Raw genomic sequence first — 18,016 nt, 5'->3', positions numbered from 1 at the left:
CCGGCCCGATAACTTGGGGAATCCGTTCTGGGCAGCTCTAAGTTTGACAATTTCCTTTCTCGATCCCAAACTCTGTTTGGGAACATCTTCGGCAATATTTCTTTCGGCACAAGTCATCGAGCCCCAGATTCGCTCCGTTCCCAATCTGAGATTGGGATCCCTCGTCCCAGAAGGTTCCAAGCTGAGACGGTAACACTACCACACCCCGCGAGATTTGACTTTTGTTTCTCTAAATATTATTTTAGGTATGACTAAATTTAACCGGCCTAAATATGCCCAGCATCAGCGCAGAGAATTACTTAAAGAATATTTACGAGCTTGAATCGGGGAAGAAGAAGGTCACCACAAGCCGCCTCGCTTCGAAGCTGAAAATTTCCCCCGCATCCGTTACGGACATGGTGAAGAAGCTTTCTGAAAAGGGCTTTCTCCGCCACGAGCCGTATAAAGGAGTGGCCGTGACGGAAAAGGGGAAGCGCTCCGCGCTCCAGATCATTCGCAAACACCGGTTGTGGGAAATGTTCCTCGCGGAGGTGCTTCATTTTTCGTGGGACACGATCCATGAAGAGGCGGAAGAATTTGAGCACATCATGTCCGAGAGGATGGAGGAGAAGATCGACGAGGTGCTCGGGTATCCAAAGGTCGATCCGCACGGCGATCCTATTCCTCAAAAGGATGGGACGATCGCAACGATGAACATTCGTCCCCTCGGCGAGGCCGGAGAGGGAATGACGGTCCGCGTCCTGCGCGTCCATGACGCGAACCCGGAGCTGTTGCAATATGCCTCATCGATCGGGCTCTCGCTCAACAAGCGGATCTTCGTGAAGCAAAAAAATAAATTCGATGATTCCCTGGTCGTAAAGATCGGGACGAGGGAAACCGTCGTCAGTTCTGTGCTGGCAAAAAATATTTTTATCGAAGCGTAAACGGGAACAATGAAAAATTCTCGATCGTCATCGGAGATAGGGCACGTGTCGCTGGAGGGAGTGCACGGCACTGTCGCCGTCCCGAAACACGAGGCCGGTTTCTGGAAGAGTTGGCGGGCGTTTGTCGGGCCTGCAGTCCTCGTCAGCGTCGGGTACATGGACCCCGGCAATTGGGGAACCGATCTGCAGGGGGGCGCCCAGTTCAAGTACGGGCTGCTCTGGGTGGTCGGGATGGCCAGCGTCATGGCGATCTTTCTCCAGGTGATCGCCGCCCGTCTCGGCGTTGTGACCGGAAAAGACCTCGCTCAGTGTCTTCGGGATTGGTATCCGAAATGGACCCGGTGGCCCAACTGGCTGTTTTCGGAAATTGCTATCGGTGCCTGCGACCTGGCTGAAGTTCTCGGCAGCGCCGTCGCCCTCAATTTGTTGTTCCATATTCCGCTGTTGTGGGCTGTCATTATTACGGGCCTCGACGTGATCCTGCTGCTCGGGTTGCAGCGATTCGGGATGCGCACGATTGAAGCGATCGTCCTGCTGCTGGTGGCAACGATGGGCGTCTGTTATTTCATCGAGATATTCATTCTCTCGCAGACTCAGCCGAGTTTTGTCGAAATGGGGACTGCACTGATTTCTCCCAGCTTTCGGCAGGTCGGGATGATCTACGTGGCGATCGGCATTATCGGTGCGACGGTGATGCCGCACAACTTGTATCTCCATTCAGCGCTCGTGCAAAGCCGCAAACTGCAGAAGGACGAAGCATCTATTCGGCAGGCGGTAAAGTTCAATACCATAGATTCCGTGATCGCGTTGAGCATCGCGTTCTTGGTGAACGCTGCGATTCTTGTCCTTGCCGCGATCGTTTTTTTTGGGAAGACGAGCGTTGCAGCCGCCGGCGGACAAATCGTGCAGCTCGCGGCGGAGAGCGATTGGATCCGCGTTGCATACCTTACCCTTGCCCCGCTGCTGGGGACGGTCGTTGCGAGCACCCTCTTCGCCGTTGCGCTTCTCGCAAGCGGTCAAAGCAGCACGATCACCGGCACGCTTGCCGGCCAGGTCGTCATGGAAGGCTTCATGCATTGGAGGATCAAGCCCTGGATTCGGCGCCTCATTACGCGCACGCTTGCGATCCTGCCGGCAATCTTCATCATCGGCCTCCGCGGCGACAGCAGCGTAACGGACCTCCTTACTCTCAGCCAGGTCGTCCTCGCGCTTCAGCTCCCGTTCACGATGTTTCCCCTCCTTCTGTTCACAAGCTCCGGAAAGCGCATGGGGATGTGGAAGAATGGCGTTTTCCTGATGATCACCGGGTGGGGGAGTGCAATTCTGATCACAATTATGGATATTTACGCCCTGCCGGATTCGTTGACAGCGGCATGGCGGGTTATCACCGGCGGATAAAATTCTTCCTTCAGTCCAAAAGGATACTTCGATGTATAAAACGATTCTCGTAACGCTGGATGGGACTCCGACCGACAGGGCGATCATCGAGCACATCAAACAGCTCGCCCACTTCATGAAGAGCAAAGTCGTCTTATTGCACGTTGCCGATGGGTGGGCGGCGCGCACCTTCGGTTCGGATGCGGTCAGCCCGGAGCTCGTTCAGGACAAGAAATATTTGGAAGATGTGACCGCGGAGTTCCGGTCAGGCGGCGTCCCCGCCGAGGCAGAATTGGCGTACGGCGAACCGGCGGAAGAAATTGTCAAATGGATCAAGAAGGGGGGATGCGACCTTCTGGCCATGAGCACCCACGGTCACCGGCTGGTGGCCGACTTGTTTCTCGGTACGACTGTGACGAAAGTCCGGCACGGCGTGAGCGTGCCGGTCCTCCTCCTCAAAGCCAAATAGCGCAAAACAACGAATACGATTGATGCAGACCCGAAGAATTCCTTCCGTCGTGCTTCTATGCCTTTCCCTGGCGAGTTACTCGCGCAGTCATCCGACGCATGCTGCCGACGGCAAAGACGAAACAGATTTGCGAGTATCGGTTTATGACGCAAAGGAAAAAATTCCCATCGGTCTCGCGCGGGTAGTATTGCAGCGCGGAAGTAAATTTATTGCACAGAGCCCGACCAACATGGTAGGTCAGGCTCTGTTTCGTACAATTCAGCCGGGCGCGTACAAGCTGACCGCCTGGTTCATCGGGTATGAAATTTTTGTCGATTCCATCCTCGTAGACTCGGATCACGCAAGCCTCACGATTAATCTCCAGCCGCTGGGAAATCAAACTCAGACTGTTGAAGTTGTCGGTCAGCGCGAGCTTGGCGTCTCGAATATCGACTTGGCGACCGGCAATCAGACCTTCGAGTCGGAAACCTACCATCCGCCGCCGACGAATCAAATGACGAGCTTGATCCAGGAGAATCTTACAGGAGCCGCACGAGCCCCTACCAGCGAGGTTCATATCCGGGGATCGCACGGAGAATTCACGTATTACATTGACGGCATTCCGGTCCCTCTCGGCGTATTCGGCGGATTGAATGAAGTTGTCGATCCGAAAGTCATCGATCGGGCAACATTCATCACGGGAGGTTTTCCGGCCGAATATGGCGGACAGATGTCCGCAATCATTGACCTGAACAATCGCGTTCCAACGGGGAGCTTTCATCTCGATGCGTCGACGTACATCGGGAGTTATCTGGTTTTCAACGGAACGAAACCATTCTCTCCCGGAGCCGAAGTCGCGAGCGGATCGTCATCCGCCGCGCCGGGAGACACTCTCGGCGGCCGGGTCGGCCCGTTTCGGGCATTGAATTCGGACGGGGAGGCTTTGTCGATGAGCGATCACCTTGGCAGCCTGGGGTATTATATTTCCGGGTCGCGCCAGGAAGCGGATCATCGCATCGACACGCCGGTGCCGACGCTGTTTCATGACCACGGGTTCGATTATTTTCTTTACGGCAAGTTCGATTATATCATCAGCGACGTCGATTACATAACGGCAAATCTCAGTTTCGGAAAAACTTCCACGCAAGTTCCCTATGACCCTGCGGTTCAAATTGCATCCGATGTGCAGGAAACGGCCAATTCGTTGCAATCGATATCGTATTTTCGGGCGATGAATTCCCAAAGCGATCGGGAAGAAGACTTCTTCATTGGAGGGTATGCCCGCGAAGGGAGCCTGGATTATACCCCCGGGGCCATTGATCCGCCAACCTTTCAATTTGCCGGAGATACCACGTACGAGAATCTTTTCGAAGACAGAAGCTTCACAACACTCGGAGTCCGCTCAACGTTTGACCAGGGGCTTGCGATGCACGCTATGTATAAGGTAGGATTCAACATCAGCACCACAGGAGGGGTCGAGAATTTCACGTCACGAGATTCTTTGCAAAACCCCGGACCATCGATCCGTACCAGGTTCGCCGGTTCGGATTTCGGCGTGTTCGCCGAAACAGAGTGGCGGCCTCTCGATTGGAGTTCGTTTGACCTCGGGGTCCGCTATGACCAGCACATTGCTCCGGATGTACCGCTTCAGCGGCAGGTGAGCCCGCGCGTCCGGTGGAATTTCCTGATCGATGAAAACAGTTCGGGCTACCTGTATTATGGCAGACTTTTCATGCCTACGAATATCGAAGCGCTGCGCTCGATAGCGCAATATGTGAGCAACTCGGTCTCGCCAACATTTCCGGAACGCGACTCCTACTACGAGGCTGTCTACACCCGCAGCTTTCCGTTCAACGTGCGAATAAAGACGGCGGCCTTCTTCAAGGAGGCGAGCCCGTTTACGGACGACGCGCAAATTGGCAACACGGCAATCAAGACCCCGTTCAATATAGCGGACGTGAAGACCACGGGGATCGAGTGTTCTTTCTCTTACAGCGATCCGGGAACGCCGTTCTCAGGCCACTTGAACTCTTCAATTATTCATGCGATCGGTTCGGGACTCTTGACAGGAGGTTTCTTGCCCCCGAGCAGCGACGGATCTGCAACGGACCTTGACCATGATCAAAGACTCTCGATCGTCGCTGATGTGAATTACCAGCCGCAAGACTGGTATATCAACGCCGAGGCGACATACGGGTCCGGACTTTCAAACGGCCACCCGGAAGACATTTCAATCTACAAAACAGGATTGTTTGATTTTAATCAGGCAGCTCATACGACGCCGTACTGGATATTTAATCTCAGTGGGGGACATACATTCCATCTCGAAGGAGGGGGAGCTTTCGAACCGTCCATCTACATCACCAATTTGCTAGATCATATTCATCTTATCAAAGGGGCATATACAACCGGAGCAAGCTGGGAGGAGCCGCGATGCGTCGTTTTGAAGGCTGGGTTCCGAATTTAGCTGCACAAGGATCAATGAACATTCAACAATAAACAGTAAGCAGTGATCAGTAAAAACGAAGACACCAAAGGGATCTGATCACTGATCACTGTTAACTGAGAAGCCTGCTTCACGCCCGTTCCACCTTCTTCAGCACAATAAGTCCCTCCGCAACAACCTCCTTCAAATGGGGAAGAACTTCTCTGACCTTCTCTTCTTCATCGATGAAGAGGATCATCATCGGTCCTTCCCCGGATGCCCCGATAGTATGCGGATAATGAAGATGCCGCTTTGCGCCGTATCCCCCCATCGCCGAGAACATTGAAGCCCCCTTGATATGCTGATGGAGGAGATACTTCATGATATACTGGTACAACGATTCGTCTTTGATCCTGTCGTCTTCGTCGAGGAAGATCGTCACTTCAAGCATAGCCGCCTCATGATTCGGTTGGAATGGAGTGATTGTTATTTTTTCGTCTCACAAAAACAAGATAGATTGCCGGGAGGATCAGCGGCGTCATAAGAAGAGCCGATGAGAGTCCGCCGACGATCACGGTGGCCAGAGGGCGCTGCACGTCCGAACCGATGCCGGTCGCCCGTGCGGCGGGGATGAGCCCCAGCAGTGCAAGAAGCATGGTCATCAAATTCGGGCGAAGCTGGATGACCGCCGCCTTTTTCACCGCCTCGTAAAGATCCAGATTGAGGTCCTCCATCAATCGGTTCGTCCGTGAGACGAAAAGAACGCCGGCGATGATCGATACGCCGAAGAGCGAAATGAAACCGACGCCGGCTGAAACGTTGAAACTGTATCCGCGGATGAGGAGCGCGGCGATCCCGCCGATCAACGCAAAAGGGATGCTCGACATCGCGACGCCGACATGCCACACGTTCCTGTACATGGTGAAAAGGATAAGAAAGATAATGCCGATTGTCAACGGGATCACCACGGCGAGACGCTTCCCGGCCCGGGAAAGATTTTCGAACTGGCCCCCCCATGACATCGTGTATCCTTTTGGCAGCGTGATCGCAGCGCCGACCCTCGCCTGCGCTTCGGCCACGAATCCCCCCTGGTCGCGCCCGCGGATGTTGGTGCGGACGGAGATCTGCCGCAGCCCGTCCTCGCGCTGAATGATCGTCGGACCGTCGATCAGCTTGATGGCGGCAAGCTGCGACATCGGAATGCGTCCGCCGGTCGGCGAGGGGACCAGCATGTCCCGGACCGATTCGATGGACGCCCGGTACTCGGATGAGTAGCGGACAACGATGTCAAACCGCCGCTCGCCTTCATACAGCTTCCCGACGATTTTCCCGCCGATCGCGGCTTCGATCATCTTCTGGACATCGCTCACGTTGATGCCGTACCGGGCAACAGCCCCCCGGTCGATGTCGACCGTCAGTTGCGCCTGGTCTCCTTCCTGCTCGATGCCGCACTCGCTCGCGCCGGGAATCGTTTTGATGATGGCGAGGATGGAATCGGCTTTCGACCGCATCAATTTCAGGTCGTCGCCGTTGATGAGAATGGCGAGGTCAGCGACGCTTCCGGTGACGGCTTCGGTCACGTTGTCGAGGATCGGCTGGGAGAAGGAGAATTGCGCGCCGGGCACCGCCTCCTCAAGTTCATTCTTGATCTGCGTGAGCAGTTCTTCCTTTGAGATCTGCTTGTTCCAGGTGGAATATTCCTTCAGGCCGACGAGAATTTCGAGCCGGTTCGGTCCATACGGATCGGTCCCGTCATCGTTCCTTCCCAATTGAGTAAGGACAACGTTGACCGGTTTGTGTTTGCTTATGACGCTGCGGATGACGGGGCAGTAGCGTTCCGCCTCCTTCAGCGAAATCCCCACCGGGAAGAAACACCGGATGTTCAACGACCCCTCGTCGAGTTCGGGAAGAAACTCGGTGCCGATCTTTTTCACTCCCACAAAGACAACGGCGATCACGATCAACGCCGACACGATCGTCGCCGCGAGCGAATAGCGGGTGATGTGTTCGATGATCTTTCGGTATTTCTTCTCGATCCATTCGTACACCGGATTATGCCACTCGATGCGTCCGGGGTTATCCGAATCAAAATGCTTCCTGTAGATCATCGTCATAAGCACGGGGATGGCCGTTAACGCGAGGAGCATCGATCCGGTGATGGCGTAGGCAAGCGTGTACGCCATCGGCGAGAACAATTTTCCTTCCACCCTCTGGAAGGAAAAGATCGGCAGATAGGCCAGGATGATGATCGTGATCGAGAAAAATATTTCCCGGCCTACCTCCTGCGCCGATGACAACGTGAAACGAATGATCCCCTGCCGCCGTTCGTCGGGCGTCGCATCGCGGTATCTCCTCATGATATTTTCCACCATGACCACCGCGCCGTCGACGATGATGCCGAAATCGACCGCCCCGAGGGAGAGAAGGTTCGCCGGAATGCCGGTCAGCTTCATCATGCTGAAGGCGAAGAGCATCGAGATCGGGATCGTTGTCGCGACCACGAGCGCCGCACGAACGCTGCCGATAAAGAAAATGAGGACAATGATGACGATCGAAAATCCCTCGAAAAGGGTTTTGGAAACGGTATCGATCGTGTAGTTGACGAGCTCGCTCCGGTCGTACGTGACGCGCAGCCGCACCCCGTCGGGAAGATTATTTTCGTTGATCTCCTGAACCCGTTCCTTCAGGGCATTGACGACGTCGGAAGGATTTTCGCCGCGGCGCATCGCGATCAGCCCCTGAATGCTCGAGTTGACGTCAATGTGCGTCGAATCGTTCGGCTGGAGGGTGTATCCGAGAACCCCGGCGGGGGGGAGCGGATATTCTTCCACGCTCGCCACATCGTGGATGAAGACCGGAACTCCGTTCATCGACGTGACCACGATGTTCTTGATGTCGTTGATCGTGTGGATCGCACCGATACCGCGCACGACGAACCCTTGTCCGCCGCGCTGGATGATGTTCCCCCCCGTGTTGAGGTTATTGGCAGTGATGGCGTCGATGACGTTCTGAACGGAGAGGTTGTAGCGCAGCAGCCGGTCGGGAGAAGTGATGACGTGATACTGCTTCACCAATCCGCCAAAGTTAACGACATCGGCCACTCCGGGGACCTGGAGAAGCCGCGGGGTGACGACCCAGTCCTGCAGCGTTCGCAATTCCATCGGAGTAAACGACTGGTCCGCTTCGATCACATACCGGAAGATCTCGCCGACCGGTCCGGTGAGCGGACCGAGCGACGGACTGACGCCGTCGGGGAGAACCGCATCGTTCAATTTCTCCAGGACCCGCTGCCGCGCAAAATAATCGTCCGTTCCGTCTTCGAACGTCAGCTCGATGACGGAGAGGCCGAAGATCGTTTTCGAACGGCGGCTGATGACGTTCGGCACGGCGTTGAGCGCCCGCTCGATGGGGAGCGTCACCTGCTGCTCGACCTCTTCGGCGGCGCGTCCGGGAAAAAGCGTGATGACAGTGACCTGCGTATCGCCGATGTCCGGATACGCTTCTTTTTTTAATGTCTCCCACGACCAGATGCCGACTCCGATGATCGCGGCCACGAGCGAGAGGGTCGCGAACCGCTGGTTGAGGGCTGAGGCAAGCAGTTTTCGTATCATAGCGTTTTATCGATTTTAGTTTGGGGCACGTAGCCGCCAAGACATGAAGAGAGAAGATTTTGTGCCGTAGTGCACTTGGGTTAATACCCGAAGCTGAGTCCTTTCAAAAGCATGGTTCCCCCTGTGACGATTTTTTCCCCCTCCGAAATTCCGTTAAGGACGACCGCATTTTCATCGCTGGCGTTGGCGATCGTTATTTTCCTCCGCGCAAATTCTCCGTCGGATGTCTGCACAAAGGCATAGTCGGCCGCATCCACGGTGACGATCGCGTTCAGCGGAAGGAGGATGACGCCGCGCTGCGGGTAACTGAAATCGACGCGCGCGAACATTCCGGGAAGGAGTCTCCCGTTCGGGTTTTGCAGGGTTACGCGGACCTTCACCGTTCGCGTGACCGGGTCGACGATATCGCCGATCGCCGCCGCCTTCCCGGAGAACGTTTTATCGGGGAAGGAGGAGAAGACGATCCGAACTTCTTCCCCTTTTTGAACCTCGTGAAGCTCCGTCTCGGGAACATCGGACATCAGCCATGCCGTCTGCGTAGCGACCGATTCGAGCTCGGCGGGGTTGAATCCGTACGCCCGCAGCCGTCCCTCCATTTCATTCATCGAGGCACGCGCGTTCGCGGCGTCGGATTCTGCCTGATTGAGGTCGCGCGCCGTGGCCCCCTGGTTGTTGTACATTTCCCTGACATGGACGAGGTTCTTGGACGTCAGATCAAGGTTGGAACTGCTTTGGCGGTACTGTGAATAGAGCGTCGTGACATCGGGCGATTCGAACAGCACAAGGTTCCTCGAAAGCGTCGACGACGGGGAAATGGTCGCAACGACCCGCGCAGGGGCGATCACGGATACGAGCGCCGTCCCTTTATGTGCTTCGGCGGTCATGATCTGCTGCAGGCCCGCCGTCCCCGACGGAAAGCGGATCACTTTTCCGTCGTCGGAGACGAACGGCTTTTTGGACGCTTGTTCCGTCTGCGAATTTGCGTCGCTCTTCTCCTGGCACCCGGCCGCCGCAAAGATCAAGATTGCCGCCGCGCCGGGGAGAATAAGATTTTTCACAAGTAATTCCATGGTTTTCATATCTCTGATTCCTCTATAAAGTCCGTTGAATCGTGATCGTTTTACGGGTTGATCAAGCTCGTTCCGGCGGCATAGTTCAGTCCCTCAAACGCATCCATCCGGTCGTTTTGAAGCTGGTTCATCTGGAGCATGCTCGTCCTGTATGACTCGTAGAAGTCGGTGAATTCGATGATCGTAATGTTTCGCTTCTGGTAGTCTGCATCCATTCCTTCGACAAGGGTCTTGTACTCCCCCGTGAATTTCTTATCGAACGATCTGAAGAGGCTGTCGGTATCGACAGCTCTTTTGTAAGCGACGGCAACTTCCCGTTCGAGACTCTTGCGGGCGTACTCGCGGAGAAGTTTGTCCGCTTCCAGCATGTTCTCCGAGACTTCGACATTCCCCTGGTTCCGGTTGAAGATCGGAAGGTCGATGGACAGGGTGAGTGCGTAGTAATCGGGAATGTAGCTGCCGGCGCGCGAGTATCTTCCGCCGACGGTCAGGTCGGGAACGCGCATCGCTTTCTGGAGCGAGAGGTTCGTCTCTTCGTACTCGACTTGCGCCCCGGCATTCTTGAAGTCGGGGCGTTTTTCGTACGCCGCCGCAAGAACCTCCTGCAGTGAAAGAGAATCGATGCGCAGGCTGTCGATAGCCTCCGGGTTCAGCCGCGGAACAAAATACGGGCTTGTCTCCGATGAGTCGCGCAAAAGAATGCTCATCCCGTGTTCGATGTCCGAGATGGAGTTCAGCAAACCGAGCCGCTCGTTTTCAAGCGAGAAGAGGAGAGATTTCAGCCGCAAAACCTCGGAGAGAAGAATGGAGCGCTTCTGGTAAATCGCTTCGGTGGAGGCGACGGTTTTCCTCACGCGGGGAATCGTCTCGTCGTAGAACGCGAGTGATTGCTGAAGAAAGTAGAGGTCGAAGAAATCGGTCCGCAGCTCGAACTTCAGCGCCCGGAGGAGATCGTAGAACGTGTTCTCGGCGATTCGCGTATTGATCTCCGCCAGACGGATCTGTTTGTCGCGCTTCCCAGCCAGAAGGATCAATTGCTGGAGCTGAACTTCCGTATTTCCGGTTTTGCTGATGTCGAAATACTTTTTGGTGAACTTGTTGTAGGCATTCTGCTCTATGGCGATATTCGGGTTGCTCCAGATCTCCGCCTGGTATGCCGCCGCTTTCGCCGCGTCGATGTTGAAGCGCGCGGCGAGCAGCTGCAGATTGCCGTTCAAAAAACGGGCCTCGGCCTGTTCGAGCGTAACGGCAACCGTATCGCTCCTGGTTCCGCGTTCTTCGGCGGCGCAGCATACCGCTGCGGCAAAGAGAAGAACGCCGTTGAATATGAATGTTCTCATCATAAATCATCCGGGTCTGTAATGTCCAATGACGGCATCGCGCGAATGACGAATGCGTGAACGCGCGCATCACGGGAGACCATGAATGCAGCGGATTCAACGATCGAATGAATTCACAAACGCCGTACTGAAATACTCGTGAACCGGCACGATGCTTCAGAACGGATATTCGTCGCGCGATCGGGAATTAGCGGTCAATGCAAAAATTGAAAGATTTTTCCATTGACCAACGTGAAAGAGGAGCCGAAACGCTAGATGAGAAATGTGCAGTTGCGGAGGTAGAGCGAATGAGTCGGTATGATGGATTCGATTGAAACCTGGGTTTCCGGGGGAAGCAGCACGAATGCTTCGGATGCGAGGACGGGGTTCGCAGCGAGGGAATCGCTGTCCTGGTCATAGACGATCCGTAGCGGGGGAACCGGCTGGGGAACTTCCTGTTTCGTCTGATGCTGCGGGAGAGACTGGGCATGGACCGGAGCATTGTCGGACACCTGTGCCAAAAGATCCGAATCGGTCTGAGAATCGTTATCCTCGTCCGAGTGGATGACGACCGTCCCGGGGAGCAGATCGTCGAGGTTGGCCCCATCCGCAAAAAGAGCGATGATGAAGAGCCAACTAACGGCGAAGAAGAAGAGCGATTTATTGCTGATGAATCTATTCATCGAAGGAGGAATACGCCAAATATCAATTCAAGGCAAAATGCACAACCACATTGAGAATGCCCATTACCCGGTCGTGCGTCAATATAGACGATCCGGATAACTTATAAGTTCCCTCGCCATCGTGAGGATCTGGGACGACGTCACGGTGAAGATGCTGCCGAAGAGGACCTCGGATATATCCGACTCGCTGTGGGGAGCGATCGCTGTTTTTCCCGAGCCGAACGCGGACCGATTGTCGCCGTGCGGCAACACGACTATCATCAAGCTTGTTGCATACGCTGCAATACAAAGTAGAGTAGTTCTTCGGCGAGTGGACAATGACATTGGTCCTAATGTATTGAAATAGAACGATTTAATCAAATCGCGCCAACAAAGAACTGGTTGTAGGACACGTGTTGACTTTTCCAGCGAATAAACGTACATACGAAGTAATGTAGGGTAAGTATCGTTGCCTCGAATTCCAGTTTGTTGGCAATTAATGGCCGTTGGGCGTAAAGCCTCTCAGGAGATTGCCGGGGGTGTTTTTTAGGCTGTGAGAGAATGGTTCATTCTTTTTCAGCCTAAGAAAGGAGATCATGAAAGCCATTAATTCACGGACCATACCGTGGATGTACATAGCCGTTTTTGTTTTTGCGTCAGCTTCTGTCAGCCTCATTGGACTTCTTTATTATCGTGAACAAAGCGAGTCGATCAAGCAAGAGAAGAAAAAAGAGCTCGCAACGATCGTTGACCTGAAGGTCCAACAGATTGAAGAATGGCGAAAGGAGCGCGCCGCAGATGCTCTCACAATTTCCCGCAACAGGATCATCTCCCGCGCATTCGATCAATGGCTGAAAAGCCCGTCCCCCCGGCCGGTCAACGAAGGTCTCGCCAGTTGGCTTACCACCAGAATAGAATCGCAGCCGTATGACATGGCATCCCTTCTTGATACTGCCGGCAACGTTCTCCTATCCGCCGGACGCAAAAGCGCGGAGATAGGCTTCAATGCTCATCGCGACCTTTCATCGGCATTTAGAACGAGGAACATCGTCTTTGGAGATTTCGAAAAGGAAGCGCCGGACGTCAGCATATACCTCGACATTATCGCCCCCCTCCTGATAGAACGGGGGAAAGACACTGTTTCCGTGGGGGCCGTTTTGCTGCAGTTGAAACCGCTGGATTTTTTCTTTCCCTCGCTCAACTCGTTTCCGTCCAACTATAAAACCTGCGAAACCCTTCTCTTTCGGAAGGAGAGAGATTCGGTCTCTTTCATAAATGAGACAAAAGACCATAAGCACGCGCCGTTGTCGCTTTGTTTTCCACTGACTCAGAGCCAGCTTCCAGCTGTTGAATTTATCAACACTGGCCGGGAAGTTGTTGAAGGGATTGATTATAACGGGATTCCCGTTCTTGCTGCCGCCAGGAATATTCCAGGCACCCCCTGGGGCATTGTCATCGAAGAAAGCACGGATGAAGTATATGCCCCCATCCGGGAATTGAAATCCGCGATGGAACTCAACGCAGGCCTCTTTATCGCGACGGTCGGATCGATCATTGGATTATTCTGGCGGCAAGGGCGTTTAACATATTACAAGAGAGAACTTGCGTTAGAACTCGAACGTAAGGCTCTTGCCGAGCATTACGACTATGCGACGAGGTATGCCAACGATATCATTATTATGGCCGATGAAGCGGGGAACATCATCGATATCAATGAACGGGGAATCCATGCGTACGGTTACTCGCGGAATGAGATGCGCAGACTTACTATTGCCGACATTCGTGAAATGAGCAACATGACGCCGGTGGCAGATGCTCCGGAGAAGTTGGGGGACGAAAAGGGGCTGCTATTCGAAACGAGGCATCGGCGCAAAGACGGCGCGATGTTTCCCGTCGAAGTCAGCGCGCGGACGATGAAAATTGGGGACAGGATTTTTTTTCAGAGCATCGTCAGGGACATCACAGAGCGAAAACAAGCCGAACAAAAGCTGAGGACGCTCAACTCCCTCTATTACATGTTGAGCCAGGTGAATCAAACGATCGTCCGCGCCACAGAACAGTATGCCCTGTTTCAAAAAGTATGCGATATCAGCGTGGAATACGGCTCTTTTCAAATGGCATGGATCGGAATGTTCGACACGGATTCGCATAGATTGAAGCTCGTTTGTCAGCGCGGGCTTGACGACGAATTCTTTTCCCTGATCAACGAAGAAATTCGCCGCATGCCCCCTGACCATCAGATCGTCAAAGCGTTGCAGGCGGGTCAGTCGTATATCTGTAATGACATTGAAAAGGACGTTCAACAATGGCCGTGGCGACGTCAAGCCTCAGTAAGGAGATATCGGTCATTTGCCCTGCTTCCGATCCAATTGCATTCCCGTACCGTGGGCCTCTTCGCCCTGAATGCGTCCTCCGTGGATTTTTTTAGTCAGGATGAGCTGGAACTTTTGAACGAGATCGTCCTCGATGTTTCGTTCGCCATTGAAAATATCGAACGAGAACTGGAACGGGCGCTTGCAGAAGAGGCGTTGAAAGAAAGCACCGAGCTGGTGAGAAATTCTCAGAAAGCCGGCAGGATCGGTTCGTATGCTACGGATTTTACGGCCGGGGTATGGAGGAGTTCTGAAGAGCTGGACGATATCTTCGGCATCGATCAAAATTTTCAGCGCACCGTCGAAGGATGGGGATCCATTGTCCACCCCGATGAACAGGCCGGGATGATCTCATACCTCGACAGCATCATCGCTCAGCGGATGCCGTTCGACAAAGAGTACAGGATCATCCGGGTCAACGACGGTGCGGAGCGGTGGGTCTACGGACGCGGTGAACTAATTTTTGGCGAGGACGGAAGGCTGTTAAAGATGATCGGGACGATCCAGGACATCACCGACCGGAAAAAATCTGAAGAGTTGATCGCGCTGCACAGCCGGGCACTCGAGTCTGCGGCGAATGCAATCGTGATCACTAACCGGGAGGGGATCATAGTTTCCGTCAATCCGGCCTTCAGCCGGTTTACCGGATATGCTGCCGATGAGGTTGTTGGAAAAAATCCGCGGTTTCTTAGTTCCGGGGCGCAGGCCCCGTCATTTTACAAGAGCCTGTGGGAGACGATTCTTTCCGGCCGGGTGTGGCAGGGGGAGATCGTCAATAAACGAAAAGACGGAAGCCTCTATAATGAGGAAATGACGATCACCCCTGTCGCCAACGCGGCGGGGAATATTTCCTTTTTCATTGCCATCAAACAGGATGTGACGGAGAGGAAGAGACTCCAAGCCGAACTCGTTCAGATGCAGAAAATGGAGAGCATCGGAACGCTTGCATCGGGAATTGCGCACGACTTCAACAACATCCTCGGCATTATTGTAGGGTATGCGGCGCTGATCGAGCGCGACCCGCGTACGATCTCCCAGAGCATCCAATCGATCAACGCTGCAGTCAACCGGGGAGCAGGCCTCGTGAAGCAGATCCTCACCTTCGCCCGCAAGTCCGGGGTTGTGGTCGGTCCGCTGGAGGTCAACAGTATGATCAAGGAGATCGCAAAGATGCTGAAGGAGACATTCCCTAAAACGGTTGAAATCTCTCTCAGCCTCGGCAGGACGATCCCCCCGATCAATGCGGATCCGACACAACTTCACCAGGCCGTCCTTAATTTGTGCGTCAATGCCCGCGACGCCATGCCGAACGGCGGGGTCCTGACCTTGCAGACCGATGTCGTGACCAAGGAAAATCTGCGCACACTTTTTCCGGATGTTGCGGCGGCGGAGTACGCACGTCTGAGCGTCATTGATACCGGGGCCGGAATGGACAATAAAACTCTGAATCAGATCTTCGACCCGTTTTTTACGACCAAAGCGGAAGGGAAGGGGACCGGCCTCGGTCTTTCCGTCGTCTATGGGGTTATGAAAGAGCATCACGGCTTCGTCAACGTCGAAAGCACTCCGGGCAAAGGATCGACCTTCAACCTGTATTTCCCGGTCATCAGGGCGGGAGCGAACCCTTCGCCTGCCGCAGCCGGCGAAGAAGAAAAAATTCCGGGGGGAAGCGAAACTCTTCTGATCGTCGAGGACGAAGTGACGCTGCTTGAAATGATGAAAGTCCTGGTCGAAGACAGAGGCTACCGGGTTATCGCCGCGATGAACGGTCTCGAAGCGCTGGACATCTACCGCGCCCGCGGGAATGAGATCGATCTGGTCGTCTCCGACATCGGACTGCCGAAGATGAACGGCAGACAGCTTTTCAAAGAATTGAAAAATATCAACCCTTCGATCAAAGTCATCATCGCCAGCGGATACATCGATGCTGACGAAAAATCCGAGATCTTCAAAGGCGGTGTGGAGGAATTTATTCAAAAACCGTATTTGCCGGATGAAGTGCTGAAAAAAATTCGCAGTGTGTTGGACAAACAATAACGGCCTGCACTTCATCACGCTCCATCCCGCCTCGTTGTTTTTTCTTGATTCTCCCCTTGATTCCCGCTACATTCAGACTGGCACAACCACCGAAGCCGGGAACAATGCACGATGAGTGGAACCGCGCTGCTGCGGTCGGTCGTTTCCAGCCGGTCGTCTCCCGGCCTCCGTCAATTATTTCCAGGCGTACTTACAGCTCGCCCGACGATGAATTCTCTGATTTCAATCCTGATCAAGAAATCCTGTCTTCTCCCCCCGAAGTATGTTCCACTCTCTCCTGTCAGGTTTGGCCTGCCTTGATAAGCGGCTGAGGGCTTCGTCAATGAAATTCAAAGAAAGATTTCTCGGACGGCATGTAATAGGAAGGAGCTTCTATGAAAACTATTATTGCGGCCTCCGTTATAATCATTTTTGTTGCGGCAGAGGGCATTGCCCAAAGCAGCTCCGCTCAGTCTCCCAGGGGAATGGCCCAGCGTGGCGCCGTCACTGGTTTCGTTTCGCTCCCCTCGGGATTTTACCAAGCGGTGTATGACAGCGGGATCTTTCCGATCTCAGGCTCACCGCTTTCGGGACAAATACCCGGAAGCGACAATGTCGTTCTCAGCATTACGTCGAACGGCTCTGGCATCATCGCCGGCATCGATGCGTTGTCCTCGGACAGCGTCAACGTAAACGGAACGGACGGGGGAGTGTGGGAGTACAATGGCTCCTGGTCGAAGATCGGGAACCCGCACAATACGACGGGATCTCTCCCCTCACACTCCATCATCGCGGTTGCCGACGACGGTCCGTACACGTACGCTGCAATGCCCGGGGCGGACACGAAAAGCGAAAGCCCGAGCTTCGGAGGAGTCTGGCGCCTTGGCTCAGGCGGCTCCTGGGATTCATGTTACTCCGGTCCCATGACCGACTCTTCGTTTATCCCTGTTCTGTATGAAGACTGGACGGGGCTTTATGCGGGAGCTTTGTCGAGCGATGTGCCGATCCAACCCGGGACCAAAGGGCCTGGAAGCGGTGGGATCTTTAAGTCGACCGACCATGGGACGACCTGGACCGATATAAGCTATGATCTGCCGAACAGGGATATCGTCGCGATCACACGCATGTACTCTCATCTCTTAGTCAGTACACTCTATAAAGGAGTCTTTTGGAAGGACACCGGCGGAACCAGCTGGACCCAAATTCCTTTTGCCGATTCGACAAATGCTGTCTGGTGTTTCGCTCCCGATACGATTGATTATTATCTCTATGCCGGCACGCTTTGCATCGACAGCCTTCATTTCAAACATGGTCTCTTTCAAATGATCGGCGACGGCGCGGGCTGGGCGCCGGTCGCGGTGACGGGATTATTGGATTCGACCATTATTTCTGCCCTCGGCGTTTACGACGGCACCTTGTACATTGGAACGGGCGGAGTGTTTGGCATGTCGTCGCAGCATTATGGACTGCTGAGCTATTCGATCCCCATAAGCGCAGTTCATTCGCTGAATGCATTGCCGTCGGCATTCGAGCTCAGACAGAATTTCCCCAACCCGTTCAACCCCTCCACAGAAATTCAGTACCAATTGCCTGCGGGAGGTTTTGTGACGCTTAAGGTCTTCGATGTCGTCGGCAGAGAAGTGATGACCGTTGTGAACGAACGCCAGAATGCTGGAGAGCACTCCGCCCTTGTTGACGCCGGCAGCCTCACGAGCGGCGTCTATTTCTACAGGTTGACCGCCGGAATTTTTGTTCAGACGAAAAAGATGATCGTCCTTAAATAACAATTTGTG

12 protein-coding genes are annotated in these 18,016 nt (G+C 54.2%); 6 read left to right on the top strand and 6 right to left on the bottom strand.

From position 1 onward, the window contains the following. Positions 1-272: 272 nt before the first annotated feature. Genes VMF88_00785 through VMF88_00770 form a run of 4 tightly spaced genes read left to right on the top strand, consistent with a single transcriptional unit; the run spans position 273 to position 5,215 of the window. Positions 273-923 (top strand): metal-dependent transcriptional regulator, encoded by a 651-nt coding sequence (locus VMF88_00785; protein ID HTY09580.1) that lies wholly within the window; start codon positions 273-275, stop codon positions 921-923. A 9-nt stretch (positions 924-932) separates the two neighbouring features. Continuing rightward, positions 933-2,321, top strand: coding sequence for an Nramp family divalent metal transporter (locus VMF88_00780; protein ID HTY09579.1), 1,389 nt, complete (start codon positions 933-935; stop codon positions 2,319-2,321). Positions 2,322-2,352: 31 nt separating this feature from the next. Next, positions 2,353-2,769: a universal stress protein gene (locus VMF88_00775; protein HTY09578.1), complete on the top strand. Its 417-nt coding sequence runs from the start codon at positions 2,353-2,355 to the stop codon at positions 2,767-2,769. A 22-nt stretch (positions 2,770-2,791) separates the two neighbouring features. Then, complete coding sequence (locus tag VMF88_00770) at positions 2,792-5,215, top strand: TonB-dependent receptor (GenBank protein ID HTY09577.1); 2,424 nt, start codon at positions 2,792-2,794, stop codon at positions 5,213-5,215. A gap of 109 nt (positions 5,216-5,324) precedes the next feature. Here the strand turns inward: VMF88_00770 and VMF88_00765 are convergent, their stop codons facing one another. From VMF88_00765 to VMF88_00740, 6 genes are all read right to left on the bottom strand, one after another. After that, on the bottom strand, positions 5,325-5,624 hold the full coding sequence (locus tag VMF88_00765; protein ID HTY09576.1) for a DUF190 domain-containing protein: 300 nt from the start codon (positions 5,622-5,624) through the stop codon (positions 5,325-5,327). A gap of 7 nt (positions 5,625-5,631) precedes the next feature. Continuing rightward, on the bottom strand, positions 5,632-8,784 hold the full coding sequence (locus VMF88_00760) for a CusA/CzcA family heavy metal efflux RND transporter (protein HTY09575.1): 3,153 nt from the start codon (positions 8,782-8,784) through the stop codon (positions 5,632-5,634). An 80-nt stretch (positions 8,785-8,864) separates the two neighbouring features. Beyond that, positions 8,865-9,854 carry an efflux RND transporter periplasmic adaptor subunit gene (locus VMF88_00755; GenBank protein ID HTY09574.1) on the bottom strand — a complete coding sequence of 330 codons (990 nt, stop codon included), beginning with the start codon at positions 9,852-9,854 and terminating at the stop codon, positions 8,865-8,867. Positions 9,855-9,904: 50 nt separating this feature from the next. Then, on the bottom strand, positions 9,905-11,197 hold the full coding sequence (locus VMF88_00750; GenBank protein ID HTY09573.1) for a TolC family protein: 1,293 nt from the start codon (positions 11,195-11,197) through the stop codon (positions 9,905-9,907). Positions 11,198-11,445: 248 nt separating this feature from the next. Next, entirely contained in the window at positions 11,446-11,856 is a 411-nt protein-coding gene (locus VMF88_00745) for a hypothetical protein (protein ID HTY09572.1), read from the bottom strand. A gap of 78 nt (positions 11,857-11,934) precedes the next feature. Further along, positions 11,935-12,117, bottom strand: a complete 183-nt coding sequence (locus VMF88_00740; protein HTY09571.1) for a hypothetical protein — start codon at positions 12,115-12,117, stop codon at positions 11,935-11,937. A gap of 314 nt (positions 12,118-12,431) precedes the next feature. On the opposite strand from VMF88_00740, the gene VMF88_00735 reads away from it, so the two are divergent. Then, positions 12,432-16,244 (top strand): PAS domain S-box protein, encoded by a 3,813-nt coding sequence (locus VMF88_00735; protein HTY09570.1) that lies wholly within the window; start codon positions 12,432-12,434, stop codon positions 16,242-16,244. Positions 16,245-16,618: 374 nt separating this feature from the next. After that, a complete protein-coding gene (locus VMF88_00730) occupies positions 16,619-18,007 on the top strand; it encodes a T9SS type A sorting domain-containing protein (GenBank protein ID HTY09569.1) in 1,389 nt (462 codons plus the stop codon). Positions 18,008-18,016: the final 9 nt, after the last annotated feature.

The sequence above is a fragment of the Bacteroidota bacterium genome, from assembly GCA_035506275.1.
Lineage (GTDB): Bacteria > Bacteroidota > Ignavibacteria > UBA10030 > UBA8401 > JAGVPT01.
Note: the sequence above shows the minus strand (reverse complement) of the source record. Positions and strands in the feature narration are given on the sequence as shown.